The 13,698-nt window shown below is 63.1% G+C and carries 20 protein-coding genes; 2 read left to right on the top strand and 18 right to left on the bottom strand.

From position 1 onward, the window contains the following. Position 1 precedes the first annotated feature (1 nt). From OKB87_RS15275 to OKB87_RS15190, 18 genes are all read right to left on the bottom strand, one after another. Positions 2–1,060, bottom strand: a complete 1,059-nt coding sequence (locus tag OKB87_RS15275) for a phage tail protein (RefSeq protein ID WP_270827904.1) — start codon at positions 1,058–1,060, stop codon at positions 2–4. Further along, the gene (locus OKB87_RS15270) at positions 1,057–1,695 is read right to left on the bottom strand and encodes a phage tail protein I (RefSeq protein WP_270827903.1); all 639 of its coding nucleotides are present in this window, start codon (positions 1,693–1,695) and stop codon (positions 1,057–1,059) included. Before OKB87_RS15270 ends, OKB87_RS15275 begins: the two co-directional genes overlap by 4 nt. Beyond that, complete coding sequence (locus tag OKB87_RS15265) at positions 1,692–2,591, bottom strand: baseplate J/gp47 family protein (RefSeq protein WP_270827902.1); 900 nt, start codon at positions 2,589–2,591, stop codon at positions 1,692–1,694. Before OKB87_RS15265 ends, OKB87_RS15270 begins: the two co-directional genes overlap by 4 nt. Continuing rightward, complete coding sequence (locus OKB87_RS15260; RefSeq protein WP_270827901.1) at positions 2,588–2,947, bottom strand: GPW/gp25 family protein; 360 nt, start codon at positions 2,945–2,947, stop codon at positions 2,588–2,590. Before OKB87_RS15260 ends, OKB87_RS15265 begins: the two co-directional genes overlap by 4 nt. Continuing rightward, entirely contained in the window at positions 2,944–3,516 is a 573-nt protein-coding gene (locus OKB87_RS15255) for a phage baseplate assembly protein V (RefSeq protein WP_270827900.1), read from the bottom strand. The genes OKB87_RS15260 and OKB87_RS15255 overlap by 4 nt, the downstream gene beginning before the upstream one ends. A gap of 62 nt (positions 3,517–3,578) precedes the next feature. Next, complete coding sequence (locus tag OKB87_RS15250; RefSeq protein WP_102949075.1) at positions 3,579–4,037, bottom strand: phage virion morphogenesis protein; 459 nt, start codon at positions 4,035–4,037, stop codon at positions 3,579–3,581. Next, positions 4,010–4,489, bottom strand: a complete 480-nt coding sequence (locus OKB87_RS15245; protein WP_103858609.1) for a phage tail protein — start codon at positions 4,487–4,489, stop codon at positions 4,010–4,012. The genes OKB87_RS15250 and OKB87_RS15245 overlap by 28 nt, the downstream gene beginning before the upstream one ends. Next, a complete protein-coding gene (gene lysC / locus OKB87_RS15240; protein WP_232097862.1) occupies positions 4,464–4,691 on the bottom strand; it encodes an Rz1-like lysis system protein LysC in 228 nt (75 codons plus the stop codon). The genes OKB87_RS15245 and lysC overlap by 26 nt, the downstream gene beginning before the upstream one ends. Further along, the gene (gene lysB, locus OKB87_RS15235; protein WP_270827899.1) at positions 4,585–5,052 is read right to left on the bottom strand and encodes an Rz-like lysis system protein LysB; all 468 of its coding nucleotides are present in this window, start codon (positions 5,050–5,052) and stop codon (positions 4,585–4,587) included. The genes lysC and lysB overlap by 107 nt, the downstream gene beginning before the upstream one ends. Positions 5,053–5,196: 144 nt before the next feature. Next, positions 5,197–6,021: an N-acetylmuramidase domain-containing protein gene (locus OKB87_RS15230; protein WP_182926954.1), complete on the bottom strand. Its 825-nt coding sequence runs from the start codon at positions 6,019–6,021 to the stop codon at positions 5,197–5,199. Next, complete coding sequence (locus OKB87_RS15225; protein ID WP_010672981.1) at positions 6,018–6,326, bottom strand: phage holin family protein; 309 nt, start codon at positions 6,324–6,326, stop codon at positions 6,018–6,020. Before OKB87_RS15225 ends, OKB87_RS15230 begins: the two co-directional genes overlap by 4 nt. A gap of 1 nt (position 6,327) precedes the next feature. After that, entirely contained in the window at positions 6,328–6,690 is a 363-nt protein-coding gene (locus OKB87_RS15220) for a putative holin (protein ID WP_010672982.1), read from the bottom strand. Positions 6,691–6,705: 15 nt separating this feature from the next. Next, entirely contained in the window at positions 6,706–6,936 is a 231-nt protein-coding gene (locus OKB87_RS15215; protein WP_103858614.1) for a TraR/DksA C4-type zinc finger protein, read from the bottom strand. Positions 6,937–6,953: 17 nt separating this feature from the next. After that, on the bottom strand, positions 6,954–7,157 hold the full coding sequence (locus OKB87_RS15210; protein WP_010672984.1) for a tail protein X: 204 nt from the start codon (positions 7,155–7,157) through the stop codon (positions 6,954–6,956). Continuing rightward, a complete protein-coding gene (locus tag OKB87_RS15205; protein ID WP_102949082.1) occupies positions 7,157–7,627 on the bottom strand; it encodes a head completion/stabilization protein in 471 nt (156 codons plus the stop codon). The genes OKB87_RS15210 and OKB87_RS15205 overlap by 1 nt, the downstream gene beginning before the upstream one ends. A gap of 99 nt (positions 7,628–7,726) precedes the next feature. Continuing rightward, positions 7,727–8,500, bottom strand: coding sequence for a phage terminase small subunit (gpM, locus tag OKB87_RS15200; RefSeq protein ID WP_103858615.1), 774 nt, complete (start codon positions 8,498–8,500; stop codon positions 7,727–7,729). Positions 8,501–8,509: 9 nt separating this feature from the next. Then, positions 8,510–9,529: a phage major capsid protein, P2 family gene (locus tag OKB87_RS15195; protein ID WP_270827898.1), complete on the bottom strand. Its 1,020-nt coding sequence runs from the start codon at positions 9,527–9,529 to the stop codon at positions 8,510–8,512. 12 nt (positions 9,530–9,541) lie between these two features. Next, positions 9,542–10,363 carry a GPO family capsid scaffolding protein gene (locus tag OKB87_RS15190; protein ID WP_270827897.1) on the bottom strand — a complete coding sequence of 274 codons (822 nt, stop codon included), beginning with the start codon at positions 10,361–10,363 and terminating at the stop codon, positions 9,542–9,544. Between the two features lie 147 nt (positions 10,364–10,510). On the opposite strand from OKB87_RS15190, the gene OKB87_RS15185 reads away from it, so the two are divergent. Beyond that, the gene (locus OKB87_RS15185) at positions 10,511–12,271 is read left to right on the top strand and encodes a terminase ATPase subunit family protein (protein WP_270827896.1); all 1,761 of its coding nucleotides are present in this window, start codon (positions 10,511–10,513) and stop codon (positions 12,269–12,271) included. After that, positions 12,271–13,344: a phage portal protein gene (locus OKB87_RS15180; RefSeq protein WP_270827895.1), complete on the top strand. Its 1,074-nt coding sequence runs from the start codon at positions 12,271–12,273 to the stop codon at positions 13,342–13,344. The genes OKB87_RS15185 and OKB87_RS15180 overlap by 1 nt, the downstream gene beginning before the upstream one ends. The last annotated feature ends 354 nt before the right edge of the window (positions 13,345–13,698 follow it).

Below are 13,698 nucleotides of genomic sequence, written 5' to 3'. Positions count from 1 at the left end.
ATTATCGTCCCAAAGATATCCAGTAAAAACGGCGAGAGTGAAGCGCGTAGTTTTCTACAAATGCCTGAGCTGACACGCCTGTTTGTGTCGGAATTCCCACGCTAAAATCCTGACGGCACAAGCGGTATTCTGAGTTGGTATCCAAGCTACCTATGTCAACACCTGATGCGGTCGCGATCCCGAATGCCCCGTTTGGATAGGAAATGGGGAATATTATGTCTGCCTTTATTCCTCCTACCGTCCCTGCAGGAACAGTTAAACTACCCCATTGCAAAATAAATGACCCAAGCCATACAGGGCATGAAAAATACCCAGTCGTGCCAATTTTCATTGCGAATCCCATTCGCAATTTCTTTGGGGTTACTGCAACATCATCTGCTGTACCTGCTATCACCTGATCTTGTGATGCGACCTTCATCATACCCAGCACGGTTTCGGTGGCCTGCTTTACCCACCCCCACAGCGTTTTTACCGTGACCACGGCAGTAGCACTCGCAGCAGCGGAGTCATTCACTTCTACCTGGGTGGCGTAGCGGGTGAATCCTTTGGCTGTTTCGCTGGCGTCAGGGTGATCTCTGCTTTCCTTATGCGCCTTCATCACGTCATCGACATATTTGCGGGTTGCCAGCACCACTGACGGGTCAATCTTTAGCTCGACGGCACTGGTGTCGCTGACGATCAGCACCATGCGGATGATTTGGGTGCGGCCCGCGCCACTGGTGAGCAGCGGCTTGTAGGTATCCGGCACATTGGCGATGGCGATCAGGGTGTTGCTGTCATCGTACAGGCCTACGCAGCGTATCCACCATCCGCCCACGTCTTCCGGGATGATCTGCTCTGCAACCAGTTGGGATGCGGCGAGCGGGTCGGCGAACAGGGTGTTGATGGCGGCGCGGCGTTTTTCGCCCGGGATGGCTGTCATTGCCGGATCGGGTGCTACCGGTTGGCCGTTGCCATCGCCCACCACCATCTGGGTGAGCTTGAGCGGCACCCCCAGCGCAATGGCGTTGGCGAGTTTGGCCGCTCCGGCAGTGGTCAGGATGGCTCCAAAGTTGCTCATGCTGTCCTCGTGTTGTTGGTAAGTGGGTTGATGGTGATGGTGTCGATGGTGTGGGTGATGCCGCCGTGCCAGCTATGGCCAGAGACCACGATGGGCCCCGGCTGGTATGGGTAAACGGTCAGTTCCTCCCCCAGATAGCAGGCGGCGCCCAGATAGGCTTTGCCTCTACTTTCCAGACTGATGGCGAGCCCTGTCAGGTGGCGGGTCAGCGGTTTGGCGTCGTCAATGAGCCGCTCCAGCTCGGCGTACATCTCTGCGGTGATGCCGGTGTCGAGCACGCCGACATCGAGCTTGAAGGTGCCCGGCTCGGCGTTCGGGGTTTGCTGATACCAGTGCAGCACCCGGATCAGGTAGCCGAGCGGTTCGACGGCGCGGCGGATGGCGCCGACTGTGCCCTTGTGGCGGTGAACGAAAGGCGCGTTGGCGATGACTTTGCGCTTGGTTGCTTCCGGCCAGTTTTCATCCCAGCGATCTACTGACCGCTCTGCGGCCAGACTTGGCAGGCGCCAGACCGGGCAGGTGTGCGGGTTCCAGAGGGTGCGCAGCACATCAACCGGCAGGTCGCAGGCTTTGGCGTTTACGGTGGCCAGCCTGCGCTCTGTCTGAGTGGCATTGGGTGGTAGCAGGTCGCTCATGCCGCCACCTCGACGGTGTAACCGGTGCAGTAGGCGGCCTGGGTGTCGGTGGGAATGATGTCGTCCCAGCCGACCAGCTCGACCCAGGACACGCCAGGCACATGCAGCACGGCGTCGATGCCTGAGCGGGCGATGCGCACGCCGATCCGCTTGCGCGGGTTGACCCAGGTGCCCAAGGCTTCACGGGCGGCGGTCAGGGCCAGTTCTGCTTCGGCCCCGGTGAGGTCCATGTGCAGTTTGGCGGTGATGGTGTAGGGCAGGATCGTGGCGGTCTGGACGGTGAGCCGGTCGGCGACCGGCAGGCGGTCTTCATCGCTGCAGGCGGTGGTGGCACTGGCGATCAGTTCTGCGCTGGCGGTGCCATCGCCCTCGCTGCTCACGATGGTGACCACGGCAACGGCCGGGTTGGGGCTGATGGCCTTGGCGTCGATGATGCGACCATCGGCCGAGCGGGCCCAGAATTCGTAAGCACCGCGCGGGCCGGCGGTGCTCATGGCATCCCATGCCATCAGGGCACGTTCGCGTAGGGCCTCATGGCTTTCCATGATGGTGGGGACCGGCGGGGTGGCGGTGTCGTCACCCTGCTGTACGGTCAACCGTTCGACATCCCAGTTTGCCACCAGATTATCGAGGTCGGTGCCTGCGGCCCATGCCAGCATGTTGGCCACGGCGGCGTTGTTGATGCGGGCGCGCAGGATCAGCTCGCGATAGGCGTTCTCTTGCAGGTGGCGGGTCATCGGCTCTGACTCGAGGGCCAGGGTAGCGGCGATGGCGGCCTGTTGGTCTGCCGGGTAGAGGGCGATCAGGGCGGCTTTGCGCTCGGCAAAGAGGGTTTCGAAGTCGAGCGGTTCGACGGCATTCGGCGCAGCCAGTGCTGAGAGGTCGATAATGTTCATGGGGTTGCTCCGGTCGGTAGCTGGACGGTGCCGGATTCGAGCAGGCCGTTGTCGGCGCGGCGCCAGGTGAGAGTGATCGCACAGCCGCCGCCCAGTTCAGGGGCGCCAATCTCGACCTTGGTGATGCGGATGCGCGGCTCCCAGAGGGTGAGGGCGTGCACGGTGGCGGCCATCAGGCGCAGGCGGGTGGCGCCGTGCTGGGGCTGGTCGATGAGGCTGAATATCTCGCTGCCGTAGTCGCGGCGCATCACGCGGGTACCGATCGGGGTGGTGAGGATGTTGCGCACCGATTGCAGGATGTGGGCGGCCTCGCTGAGGGTGCGACCGCTGTCGGCATTCATGCCCTGCCAGTTCATTGCGGGCCCCCTGTCTGGCCGCCGCCGGTACTGACGCCACCGTGTTTGTGGGTGGTGACTTCAATGCCGCCGATGTTGGCGGTGGGGGCGGTAATCTTGCCGCCGGCGGTGATGGTGCTCCCGACCTTGAGCGCCTGGGTGCATTCCACCAGGGGGGTGATCAGCTTGACGGTGACGGAGGCCGAGAGCGTGGCGCTCTTGATGCCGCTGGCATTGAGCGCCCCGGTGGCAGGGTTGTACTCGATGACTGCGCCATCCGGGTATTCGATGCGGTCGAGGTCGCCGTTGTCGTCGTCGGCCAGTGGCTCGGGGTGCGCGTCCTGGTAGATGCCTGCCAACACAAAGGCGTTGCGCAGGTCACCGCTCAGGCTAAGCAGGATCACCTGTTCGCCGACGCTCGGGCGCATGCGGCGGCGGGTGCGACCGGCGCGCAGCACCAGATAGGGGCGCCAGTTGGTGTGGTTGCCCTTGGTTTCGACGCGGCATTCACCGGATCGCACCTCGGTCACGGTGCCGATGCGGATCAGGTCGTCGATTTTGCGGAGTAGGTCGATCAGGTTTGCGCTCATGTGGGGGAGTGTGTTTTGGCACAGCCCCCCTTTGCTATCGGCTGGCGTTGTAAACGGCGGTTTTACAACGAGGCGGTGAGGTGTTTGAACAGGGCGTCTTCAATGCGGTCGATGTCGGCGTCGGTGATGCCGATCAGCTGGCGTTCCGGGTATTGCACGGTTTTGCCCCTGATTTTGTCGCGCAGGCCGAAGTGGTGAACCGTGGCGAGCCGGTTGGCGCTGCCGGTGAATGCCACGGTGGCCTCGCTGGCGGTGGCGGTGGCCTTGAGCCATGCCGGCTTGACCAGCTTGGTGAACATCCTGCGGCGGGTGGCGCCTTTGCGGCCGCGCAGCTTGGGCTGTGGCTTGCGCGGGGTCATGGCGGAGCCATCCGGCTGTTTGTTGGCGCGGATCCGTTCTGATTGGGTGGCCCGCATGGTGCGGGCAAGGTCGGCGGCCAGCTTGCGCCGTTCGCTGGCGGAGAGCTGGCCCAGCAGGGCGGCGGCTTGCTGGCCTAGTTGCTGGAGGGCGTCGGCGGCCATGGCTGATGCTCCCCGTTGATAAAGAGTTCCCAGGTGATGCCGTCGTAGGGGTCTTCTGGCGGCTCCGGTACGTGCTCCCAGCCGATCCCCTCTTCCGTTTTGGTGACGATAACCCGTTCGGTGAGCTGGACGGTGATCAGCAGGTCGTAGAGATCCCCGGCCAGCAGCTCCGACTCGACCTTGATGGCATCCTCACGCTTCTCCGCGTTGGTGAACAGCTCTGGCTGGTGTTGGCGCAGCCAGGCCAGCAGCGGCACGACCAGCTGATCCGGGTGGCCGGCAAAGTCGATGACGCCGATGGAAAGCGGGTATTGCCACTCGAACGAGAGGGAACGGGCGCCGGTGGCGACGATGCGGCCATCGCCCACGGTGAGGATCAGCCCTTCGGGATTCTGCGCCAGTTGCGGTACGCAGCGGGCAATCACGTCACGGATGGCGGCTGGTTTGAGCATGGTTCCTCCGGTGGCACTGGATCACGGCATCGACCCGGGCGGCGCAGGTGGCCCAGGCGGATTCGGTGGCGGTCAGCATGTCGAGCAGGTCGCCGTTATTGACCGGGCCCGCCAGCGGTAGCTGGCAGGGTGCCGGGGCGGGACAGGTGAGCCTGATAATCTGCGGCGCCGGTGAGGGCGGGGCGCTGGAGCAGCCCGACAACAGCAGCAGGCAGAGGGCGAGCTGCCCAGTCCTTGAGTTCTGCATTTTCACGTTTGAGCCTCTTGATGGTATCGGCGCGGGTGGCGGCGGTCAGGGCCAGCTGGTCGAGCTGGCCCTGCAGCTGCTGGGTGGCCTCGTCACGGGCCGTCAGTTCGGTGGTGAGGGTGGTGATGGCGGTATCTTTGAGCTGTTCCCGCCGCTCTGCTTCTTTGGCCCTGTCGCTGGCGGCCTTGAGGTCGCTTTGCAGGGTGGTGACCTGGCCTTTGGCCGTGGCGGCTGAGGTGGCAGACCAGCCCCAACCGCCCAGGGCGACGGTCAGGGCCAGCAGCAACCAGGTGAGGGGGGAGCGTAGTAATGACATTACGGTTTCCTCGGTTGTGGGGTGGGCTGTGGCTTATTCTGGTTACATCCTCTGAACGGGCAGACCATGCAGCCACCAAGCCAGCGCAATTCCAGACACTTCGCATCCAGCTTGGTGCAGGTTTTCCCTACCAAGTGACCGCACTTAGGCCGAGGCATCTGCCACCTCCTTCACCGGATAGACCTTGGTAAAGTGGTCGTATGCCTCGGCCAGCTTGGTGTCGTAGCGGTTTTCTTTGTAGGCGGGGCCGTTGTAGCGGCGGGCCACGTCGGCCCACTTGCCCGCCTTGAGCGCCTTGTGCAGCACCGGGTCCTGCTCGATAAAGCCGACCACGGCGCGTAGGTGTTCCGTTTCACTGCGCTGCATGGCGGCCAGCCAGTCGTCTGCCGAGGCGTAGCCCAGCGCGGGCCAATGGAAGCCCATCACCTGGAACATCCCCCAACTGGCCGACTCGATGGCGGCGGCGCGGTGCAAGGTCATGGCGGTTTGCAGGCGGGCCCATTCGGCCGGGCCGCCCTGGTATCCGCCGCGCTTGGTGTTGCACAGGGCCGGATACAGGCCAGCCATGCGGTTGGCTTCGGCTTCCCCCTGGTGTTTGACCAGTTGCTTGAAGAACACATGGCGCTCGAACAGCAGGCGCGGGCGCTGGCAGTCGTCGAACCCTTCGCCGGCGGCCTCGACCTGGGCGAAGGCGGCGAGTTTGGCTAGCTCGACGCCGAGCCGTTCAGCGGCGTGCTGCAGATCGGTGAGGGTGAGCTGATTGCCGATGGCGGCCCCGCGCAGGGCGGCCAGGGTGCGGGGCCCTGCCTGCCCGATGGCGACAATCAGGTGGTCGCGTTGGAAGGCGAGCACGGCCTGCTCGGTGGCACCGCCAAACCAGCCATCCGGCTCGACCGGGTAGCCGGCGCGCGCCAACAGTTGCTGCAGTTCGGTCACCGGTGCGCCGATGGCGCCTTTTCTGAGGGTCATGGTTGAAACCTCCCGTTCAGGTGGCTGGCTGTGGTGGGGTGTTGACGGCGCCTTGGCAGCAGGCGCATGACGGACCCGCGGGAACCGATCAGGGCGGTGAGCACCATGGCTGCCAACAACACGGCTGCGGGGTCAGGTACAGGCAGCACGCCGAGCAGGGCGCGCAGCGGCACGGACCCGGCGGCGACGGTGAGCAGCCACGCCAACAGTGCTGGAATGGGGCGATAGTCGCCCCCGTTACGGTTGAAGGTGGCCAGTCGGATGGCGATGGCGGCGCAGATCATGGCGTAGAGGATGGTCAGCATGTCAGCCCCCTTTGCGGAGTTTGAGCAGGTCTTCCGGCGCTTTGCGCAAGGCCCACTGCAGCAGGTGGACGGCCAACGCCGAGGCGAGCAGGGCGCCTACTGCTTTGGGCACTTCGACGCTTTGCGGCAGGACGCTGGCCAGTACGGTGGCAACCAGCGGGGCCGCCAGTGCACCGGTAACGAAGGCGGCGATGAACAGGCCCGCCTTACGCAGGTTGCCGAGTTCGGCGGTGGTGGCAATAAAGACCAGCGCCCCGGCAAATGCGCCAAGGAGCACGCCGGGATCTACGCCGGGGAAGAGTGACAGCAGAGCCAGCCCGGTGAGGGTGCTGGTTGCTGCACTGGATGAGATGGGTTCGGGCATCGTGCTCTCCTGTTGTTATCGCTGGCCGCCGTAGTGGCGGGCGGTTTGAAACTCATGGATGGTTTGGCAGTCGGTGCAGCGTTCGCAGCCCCGGATCGCTTCTCTGCGCTCCTGCGGGATCGGGTCGTCGCAGTCGATGCAGTCGTGGGGGCCGGTGCCCGCAATGCGGGCGGCATGGATGCGGGCTGCGAGTTGCAGCTCGCTGATCTCGGCCTGTCGTTCAAGTTCGTCGTCGAGGCGGCTCATGTCAGTGCTCTCATGGGTCAGTCCCATAGCTGGATCAGGGGCGCTTCGGCCTGGGTGGGGGCATCTGGCAGGGTGATGAGGGTACCCATCGGCAGGATGGGCCCCAGTTCTGCCAGCCGAGGGTTGAGCGTCAGCACCTGTTCGGTGATGCCCGCGGTGTAGCCGTAGTGCCGGTTGATGATGAGGTCGAGGGTTTCCCCCTGTTGGGCGCGCAACTGCATCAGATGAGCTCGACCGTGGTGTGGGTAGTGCCGAGGATGTCGCGAATGGCAAAGCGGGCGTCGCGATAGAGGTCGTCGGCGGTGAGGTTGCGCGGCTCGGCGTCTTTGACCGCGTCAGCAGTGGCTGTGCTGTCGAGGTAGCGCTCGTATAGGTTGGCGCGGGCCATGCTGTAGACGGCGCGGCGATACCAGTGCACCAGCACGGATTCGGTGGCGATGCTCTCTGATGGCACGTCGGCCAGTGCGGTGTAACCGTCGCCCTGACGGTTGATGGCCCAGCCGCTCAGGTCGCTGTTGACGGCGGCGATGGCGTCGATCACGGCATGGCGCAGCCGCTCGGTGGTGATGGTGCCATCGGTACGCATGATAGCGCGCAGGTCGGCCAGTTTGATGACCGGCCAGAACGGGGCGCTGCTGATCTCGCCTTCGTCTTTGCTGGCCGGATTGGTGGGGATGAATCCTGAGGTCATGGCTGCTCCTTCCCCCGGTGGTTGGGCGGTGGTCGGGCCGTCTGGTATGCCGTTGGCATTCGTCAGGCCCGAGCCGCCCAGGGTGCGGGGTTCGCTCGGTTAGCTGGCCTCGCCGGGGGCGGGGCCTTGCTGTTCGGTGGCGTGCTCTTGGCAGGCCTCGGCATTGGCCGGTGCCGTAACAGAGGCGGCGCTTACGTCGCTGGCGACTGGCAGCTCTGCGGCTTTTTGCTTCTTGATTTCCCGCTCCAGCACTTCGAGCTCTTTCTTGATGCCCACCTTGTCGTGCAGTTCGATGGCGCGTTGATAGTGCTCGGCGGCTTGCTCCTTGAAGCCTTCGGCCAGTGCTGCGCGGCCCACGGCCTTGTGCAACTTGGCGCGCACCTGGTCGAAGATGTCGCAGTCGGTCAGCAGCTCGAGGTAAGCGCACAGCAGGCCATAACTGGGGCCCGCGCCTGCTTCTTGCAGCTTGATGGCGGTGTCGGCGACCTCTTCGGCGATCAGGGTGGCGGCGGTGCGCTCGTAGCGGTCCGGGGTGCTTAGGCCATGGCGGATCACGTAGTCAGCCATGTTGAAGCCCCCTTCGAGATCGCCGGTGTCGAGGGTCCAGAGCATGACGGTGACCAGGACGTCATCTTGTCCGCCCCGGTCGGCGGCCAGCAGGCCATCAATCCACGGCTTGTAGACAGGCAGCATGGTGCGCTTGGCGTCGATCTTGCGCTCGATGCTCTGGATGCCCTTGAGGGTGCGGCGGTGTTCGGCCAGCTGCATCAGCTGCAGCTCGTAGGCGTTGGCGCGCATCTGGTCGAATTGGGGATTGGCCGCCCCTTGCAGGGCGGCCAGTACTCTTTCGCGGTGGCGACGGGCGGGTGTCATGCTATCCCCTTACGGCCGAGGCCCGATGACGATGTTTTCGACCAGGCCGGCGCAGTCGTAGTCTTCCACGACGTAGGCATCGTTGGAGCTTTCGTAGTTGACGATGCGGTTGCGCTTGGGCTCTTCCTCGATATGGCGGCGGCGGGCGCCGTCTTGCCAATAGATGGAGAGGTTGCTGAGTTTGGTGATCAGCAGGGCGTCTTCCGGGAAGAAGGGGACACGCACGGCCTTGAGGCCGCCGATCTGCTTCTGGCTGACCAGCACTTGGGCGGCCAGTTTGTTCTGGTTGTCACCCGCATCGTTGATGATGGGGAAGTATTTGTCGGAGAGCATTTTGCGGCCGCAGATGACCACCAGTTCGGTGTCGTCCTGATGCCACGGCTGGATCAGCTCGCTCACGGCGTCGAACACCAGTGCGTCGAGATCCTTATAGTCGCCGGCGGCGGGGTCGATGTAGATCTTGCCGCTGCCCTGCACGCCCTCTTGCATGACCTGCGCCGGTGCATCCTGGCGGATGTGCTCCAGCCAGCCGACGTTCACATCTTGCAACAGCGGATTGGCGTTGCGGTCTGTGTCTTTGGCGGCGCTGGTACCGTTCCAGCCGATCATGATGCGATCCAGCCCCTGGCGAGTGATGATGGCGTCACGGACACGGGTCTGGAAATCGGGGAACTTGGCCCAGGCGTCGAGCTGGGCATACCCGATCAGGGTGTCGTAGTTGGTCTGGGCGCACTCGTAGTCGTGGGCGTACAACGAGGTCGGATCGTTGGGCTGGCGGTCTTTGGTGGCGGTGTCGGTGCGGCCGGCGATGGTGCTGCTGATACCGATGCCGACCTTCTGCCCTTTGAGTTCATCCACCGGCACCATGTTGATCATGGAGAGGAAGGCGACGGACTCCTGCATCTTGGTTTCCAGGGTCTGCTGGACGCTGGGCTGCACGTTGAACTGCACCATGGCGCTGGTGATGGCGTTGAGTTTGGCCACCTGGCCGGTGAACTCGTTGAACTTCTGGCGGGTTTCGTTACGCATTGGGCATGTTCCTTAACAGTCGGTTTGAATGGTGGCGCCATCGCTACCGGTGGCTGGCTGGCGCTTGTGGCTGAGCTCTTCCTGGCCTTCCAGCTTGGTGGTGAGGTCTGCCAGTGCCTTGGCGGTGTCTTCCAGCTTGCTGGTCAGCTCGGTGATGGTCTGGGCCTGTTCGGCAAATTGCTTCTGCATACCGGCATCGAGGCTGGTGACCTCTTTTGCCACCGTTTCGACGGCTTGGTGCACGTCGCTGAAATCGGCGGTGGATTGCTTCTTGTGGGTGGAGAACAGCGCGGTAACCCGCTCCAGCAGGCCGGGGCCTTTGTCGCTTTCGTCTTCGAATTCGATGACGGTTTCCAGCGCTTCGGTGAACAGGCAGTCATGGTGATACTTGCGCTCGGCCAGCGGGTTGACCTTCGCTTTGCTGCAGAACTCCAGCATTTCAGTGCCAAGGCTGGCCGGGCTGTCGGTGACGGCCAGCCCCATCAGGTAGGCGCCCTTTTCGTTCAGGTTGGGGTGGATTTCGACGGAGGTGTAAACCTTCTGGCGCTTTTTGTTCAGTTCGACCAGCTCGGGGGTCGGGTCGATCTGCACTAACAGGGCCAGGCGTTTTTCACCTTCCATGTCGACCTCTTCGGTCTTGGCGGCGGTGATGTCGCCGTACATCTTGAACTGGCCGTTGGGGTCATAGCCCCGGATGTGCTCCATATTGACCCGCGCGCCGTAGGTGGATTGGTTGTAGCGCTGGGCCATCTGTTCAATCCATTCGCGGGTGATGGTGCGCCCGTCTGTCGTGCCCCCTTCGACGGCAACGCGGAAAAACTTGGACTTAGCCATGAGCTGTGATCCCTTTGGTAATTGGGTTTCTGGTCGGGCTCATGGTCTGGTTTGTGCGCCAGATCCTTCAATCTGTGGCTGTTGTAAAACCGCTGTATACAACTGGGGCGCGCGCTTTGTGTTTGGCGTGCTGGGTAGACTGGCGCCATGACAGCACCCTTACTCTTCCCCCATATCGAACCCCGCAGGCAGGCCATGCACCTGTACTTCCAGGGGTACAAGATCCGAGCCATTGCGGAGCTGCTGGCGACCCCGGAGGGGACGGTCGGCACCTGGAAATCCCGCGACGGCTGGGATGACATCAAACCCATCGACCGGGTCGATTTCGCGCTGGAGGCGCGGATGTGTCAGCTGATCGCCAAGGAGGTGAAAACCGGCGGCGACTTCAAGGAGATTGACCTGCTGGGCAGGCAGTTGGAGCGGGTCGCCCGGGTCAACCGGTATAGCAACGGCGGCAACGAGGCCGACCTCAATCCCAAGGTGGCGAACCGCAACAAGGGGCCGAAGAAGGCGCCCGAGCGCAATGTGGTGGAGCCCGAACAGCAAGAGCGCCTAATCGAGCGGTTCGAGTCGACCATGTTTGGCTATCAGCGCACCTGGTACGAGGCGGGCAAGCTGCACCGGATCCGCGACCTGCTCAAGTCGCGCCAGATTGGGGCAACCTATTTCTTTGCCTTCGAGGCGTTCATCGACGCCCTGGTCACTGGGCGCAACCAGATTTTCCTGTCGGCCAGCAAGGCTCAGGCCCATGTGTTCAAGCAGTACATCATCCAGTTTGCCAAGGATGAGGGGGTTGAGCTGAAAGGCGACCCCATGGTGCTGCCGAACGGGGCGCACCTCTATTTTCTCGGTACCAACGCCCGCACCGCCCAGAGCTACCACGGCAACATCTACATGGATGAGTACTTCTGGATCCATGGCTTCCTTGAGTTCCGCAAGGTGGCCTCTGGTATGGCGATGCACAAGAAGTGGCGCCAGACCTACATTTCCACCCCGTCCAGCCTTTCCCATCCCGCTTATTCGTTTTGGTCCGGCGCCAATTTCAACCGGGGCAAGCCCAAGGCTGACCGGGTCGAGATAGACCTGAGCCACGCCAATTTGTCCGGCGGCAAGCTCTGCGCCGATGGCCAATGGCGGCAGATCGTCACGGTCGAGGATGCGGTGCGCGGCGGCTGCGACCTGTTCGACCTGGATCAGCTGCGCGGTGAGTACTCCGAGGAGGAATACCGCAACCTGCTGATGTGCGAGTTCATGGACGACACGGCCAGCGTGTTCCCGCTCGCCAGCTTGCAGCGCTGCATGGTGGATAGTTGGGAGCAGTGGGATGACTACAAGCCGTTTGCGTTGCGCCCGCTCGGCAGCCGGCCTGTGTGGATCGGCTATGACCCGGCCAAGGGTGGCAAAGGTGATAGCGCCGGATGCGTCGTACTGGCCCCGCCGGCGTTACCCGGTGGCAAGTTCCGAGTGCTTGAGCGCCACCGCTGGAGCGGGATGGACTTTGCCGCCCAAGCGGAGGCCATCCGCCAGATGACGATCCGTTACAACGCTGCCTATATCGGTATCGACTCGACCGGGATCGGGGAGGGGGTATTGCAGCTGGTGCGCCAGTTCTATCCCGCGGTGACGGAAATTCAGTACAACCCGAGCATCAAGATCCGCATGGTGATGAAGGCGATGGATGTGATCGACAAGGGGCGGCTTGAGTTCGACAGCGGTTGGAATGATTTGGCCGCCGCCTTTATGAGCATCCGCCGGGGGGTGACTCCCGGCAAGATGCCGACCTTTGAGGCCAGCCGGTCAGAGGAAACCAGTCACGCCGACATTGCCTGGGCAACGATGCAGGCCCTGTTACACGAGCCGCTGGCAGGTGCCAACGGTGCCAATACCAGTTCTATGGAGTTTTTCTAATGAGCAAACGCCGCACTCGTCGACCCTCTTCATCCCCCACGCCACCGGTGATGGCAACCCAACAACCCGGAAGATCCATGGAGGCATTCACCTTTGGCGAGCCGGTACCGGTTTTATCGCAGCGGGAGGTGTTCGATTATCTTGAGTCGATGCACAACGGCCGCTGGTATGAGCCGCCGCTCTCCCTCAACGGGCTATCACGGGTCTATCGGGCCGGGGTGCACCATGCCTCGGCCATCCAGGTGAAGCGCAACATCCTGCGCTCGTGCTTCATCCCGCACCCGAAATTGAGTCTGGCGGGCTTCACCGGGCTTGCGCTGGACTACCTGATCTTCGGCAACGGCTACCTGCAGGCTGTGCAGAACCGGATCGGTGGGGTGCTGCGCTATGACCACCTGCGGGCCAAGTACACCCGGCGCGCTCTGGACTTGGACACCTATTGGTGGATTGCCCAGCCCGGGCAAGAGCAAGCGTTGCCGGCCGGGCGAGTGGGCCATGTGATGGAGAGCGACATCAACCAGGAGATCTACGGCATCCCCGACTATGTCGGCGGGCTCAACTCCACTCTGCTCAACGAGTCGGCCACTCTGTTTCGTCGCCGCTACTATGAGAACGGCAGCCATGCCGGCTTCATCATGCACATCACCGACCCAACGCAGAACGAGCAGGATATCAAGGATCTTAAAGAGGCGCTGCGTCAGAGCAAGGGGCCCGGCAACTTCCGTAACCTGCTGCTCTACACCCCGGGTGGTAGCAAGGACGGGGTGAAGCTGATCCCGGTGGCAGAGGTGGCGGCGAAGGATGACTTTCTCAGCATCAAGAACGTGAGCCGGGATGACCAGCTGGCCACCCATCGGGTACCACCCCAACTGATGGGGGTGATGCCGAACAGCACTGGTGGGTTTGGCAATGTGACGGAGGCCGCCCAGGTGTTCGGCGTCAACGAGATCGACAGTATCAAGGCCAGCCTGCTGGCGATGAACGACTGGGCAGGGGAGGAGATCATCAGGTTCAACCCGTACAAGCTCGCAGCCGGTACCGAGCAGGCCAGCCAGGGTGATCAGCTGCGCTGACCCGGCCAACCCACCCCGACCACCCCGCCACCTGGCGGGGTTTTCTTTTGCCCCGCATCTGGGCGCATCAGCGGCCCGCTGCCGCATCACTGATGCGGGCTACCCTCGCACCCTCGCGGATCCTTCCGCGAGCACCCGGAGCGACAGGCGCAGCCTGCCGCCCCCTGCCAGCACCGCTGGCGCGCAATCGGGACCCCGCCTCGCCTGCACGCTTTATGTGTCGATTTTCATGCAGGTGAACGACTGTGGTCGGGGAATGCTTCCCCGCGCCAGCGCTGGCCGCGCGCGGGATTTTGGATCCTTTTTGCGATCCTTCATTTTCCGTCAGATCCTTTCACTTTTGCGATCCCCGTA

The sequence above is a fragment of the Aeromonas sp. Y318-1 genome, assembly GCF_027706125.1.
Lineage (GTDB): Bacteria > Pseudomonadota > Gammaproteobacteria > Enterobacterales > Aeromonadaceae > Aeromonas > Aeromonas hydrophila.
This window is presented reverse-complemented; position numbering and strand designations above follow the sequence as displayed.

What these genes read in the sequence shown, in the direction of transcription:
- OKB87_RS15270 (WP_270827903.1), bottom strand. Translation starts at nt 1,695, where the DNA reads ATGAGCGACCTGCTACCACCCAATGCCACTCAGACAGAGCGCAGGCTG.
- OKB87_RS15210 (WP_010672984.1), bottom strand. Translation starts at nt 7,157, where the DNA reads ATGCAGTTGCGCGCCCAACAGGGGGAAACCCTCGACCTCATCATCAAC.
- OKB87_RS15260 (WP_270827901.1), bottom strand. Translation starts at nt 2,947, where the DNA reads ATGAACTGGCAGGGCATGAATGCCGACAGCGGTCGCACCCTCAGCGAG.
- OKB87_RS15265 (WP_270827902.1), bottom strand. Translation starts at nt 2,591, where the DNA reads ATGAACATTATCGACCTCTCAGCACTGGCTGCGCCGAATGCCGTCGAA.
- OKB87_RS15230 (WP_182926954.1), bottom strand. Translation starts at nt 6,021, where the DNA reads ATGACCCTCAGAAAAGGCGCCATCGGCGCACCGGTGACCGAACTGCAG.
- gpM (WP_103858615.1), bottom strand. Translation starts at nt 8,500, where the DNA reads ATGACACCCGCCCGTCGCCACCGCGAAAGAGTACTGGCCGCCCTGCAA.
- OKB87_RS15185 (WP_270827896.1), top strand. Translation starts at nt 10,511, where the DNA reads ATGACAGCACCCTTACTCTTCCCCCATATCGAACCCCGCAGGCAGGCC.
- OKB87_RS15255 (WP_270827900.1), bottom strand. Translation starts at nt 3,516, where the DNA reads ATGAGCGCAAACCTGATCGACCTACTCCGCAAAATCGACGACCTGATC.
- OKB87_RS15205 (WP_102949082.1), bottom strand. Translation starts at nt 7,627, where the DNA reads ATGACCTCAGGATTCATCCCCACCAATCCGGCCAGCAAAGACGAAGGC.
- OKB87_RS15190 (WP_270827897.1), bottom strand. Translation starts at nt 10,363, where the DNA reads ATGGCTAAGTCCAAGTTTTTCCGCGTTGCCGTCGAAGGGGGCACGACA.
- OKB87_RS15275 (WP_270827904.1), bottom strand. Translation starts at nt 1,060, where the DNA reads ATGAGCAACTTTGGAGCCATCCTGACCACTGCCGGAGCGGCCAAACTC.
- OKB87_RS15215 (WP_103858614.1), bottom strand. Translation starts at nt 6,936, where the DNA reads ATGAGCCGCCTCGACGACGAACTTGAACGACAGGCCGAGATCAGCGAG.
- OKB87_RS15220 (WP_010672982.1), bottom strand. Translation starts at nt 6,690, where the DNA reads ATGCCCGAACCCATCTCATCCAGTGCAGCAACCAGCACCCTCACCGGG.
- OKB87_RS15180 (WP_270827895.1), top strand. Translation starts at nt 12,271, where the DNA reads ATGAGCAAACGCCGCACTCGTCGACCCTCTTCATCCCCCACGCCACCG.
- lysB (WP_270827899.1), bottom strand. Translation starts at nt 5,052, where the DNA reads ATGTCATTACTACGCTCCCCCCTCACCTGGTTGCTGCTGGCCCTGACC.
- OKB87_RS15250 (WP_102949075.1), bottom strand. Translation starts at nt 4,037, where the DNA reads ATGGCCGCCGACGCCCTCCAGCAACTAGGCCAGCAAGCCGCCGCCCTG.
- OKB87_RS15245 (WP_103858609.1), bottom strand. Translation starts at nt 4,489, where the DNA reads ATGCTCAAACCAGCCGCCATCCGTGACGTGATTGCCCGCTGCGTACCG.
- OKB87_RS15225 (WP_010672981.1), bottom strand. Translation starts at nt 6,326, where the DNA reads ATGCTGACCATCCTCTACGCCATGATCTGCGCCGCCATCGCCATCCGA.
- OKB87_RS15195 (WP_270827898.1), bottom strand. Translation starts at nt 9,529, where the DNA reads ATGCGTAACGAAACCCGCCAGAAGTTCAACGAGTTCACCGGCCAGGTG.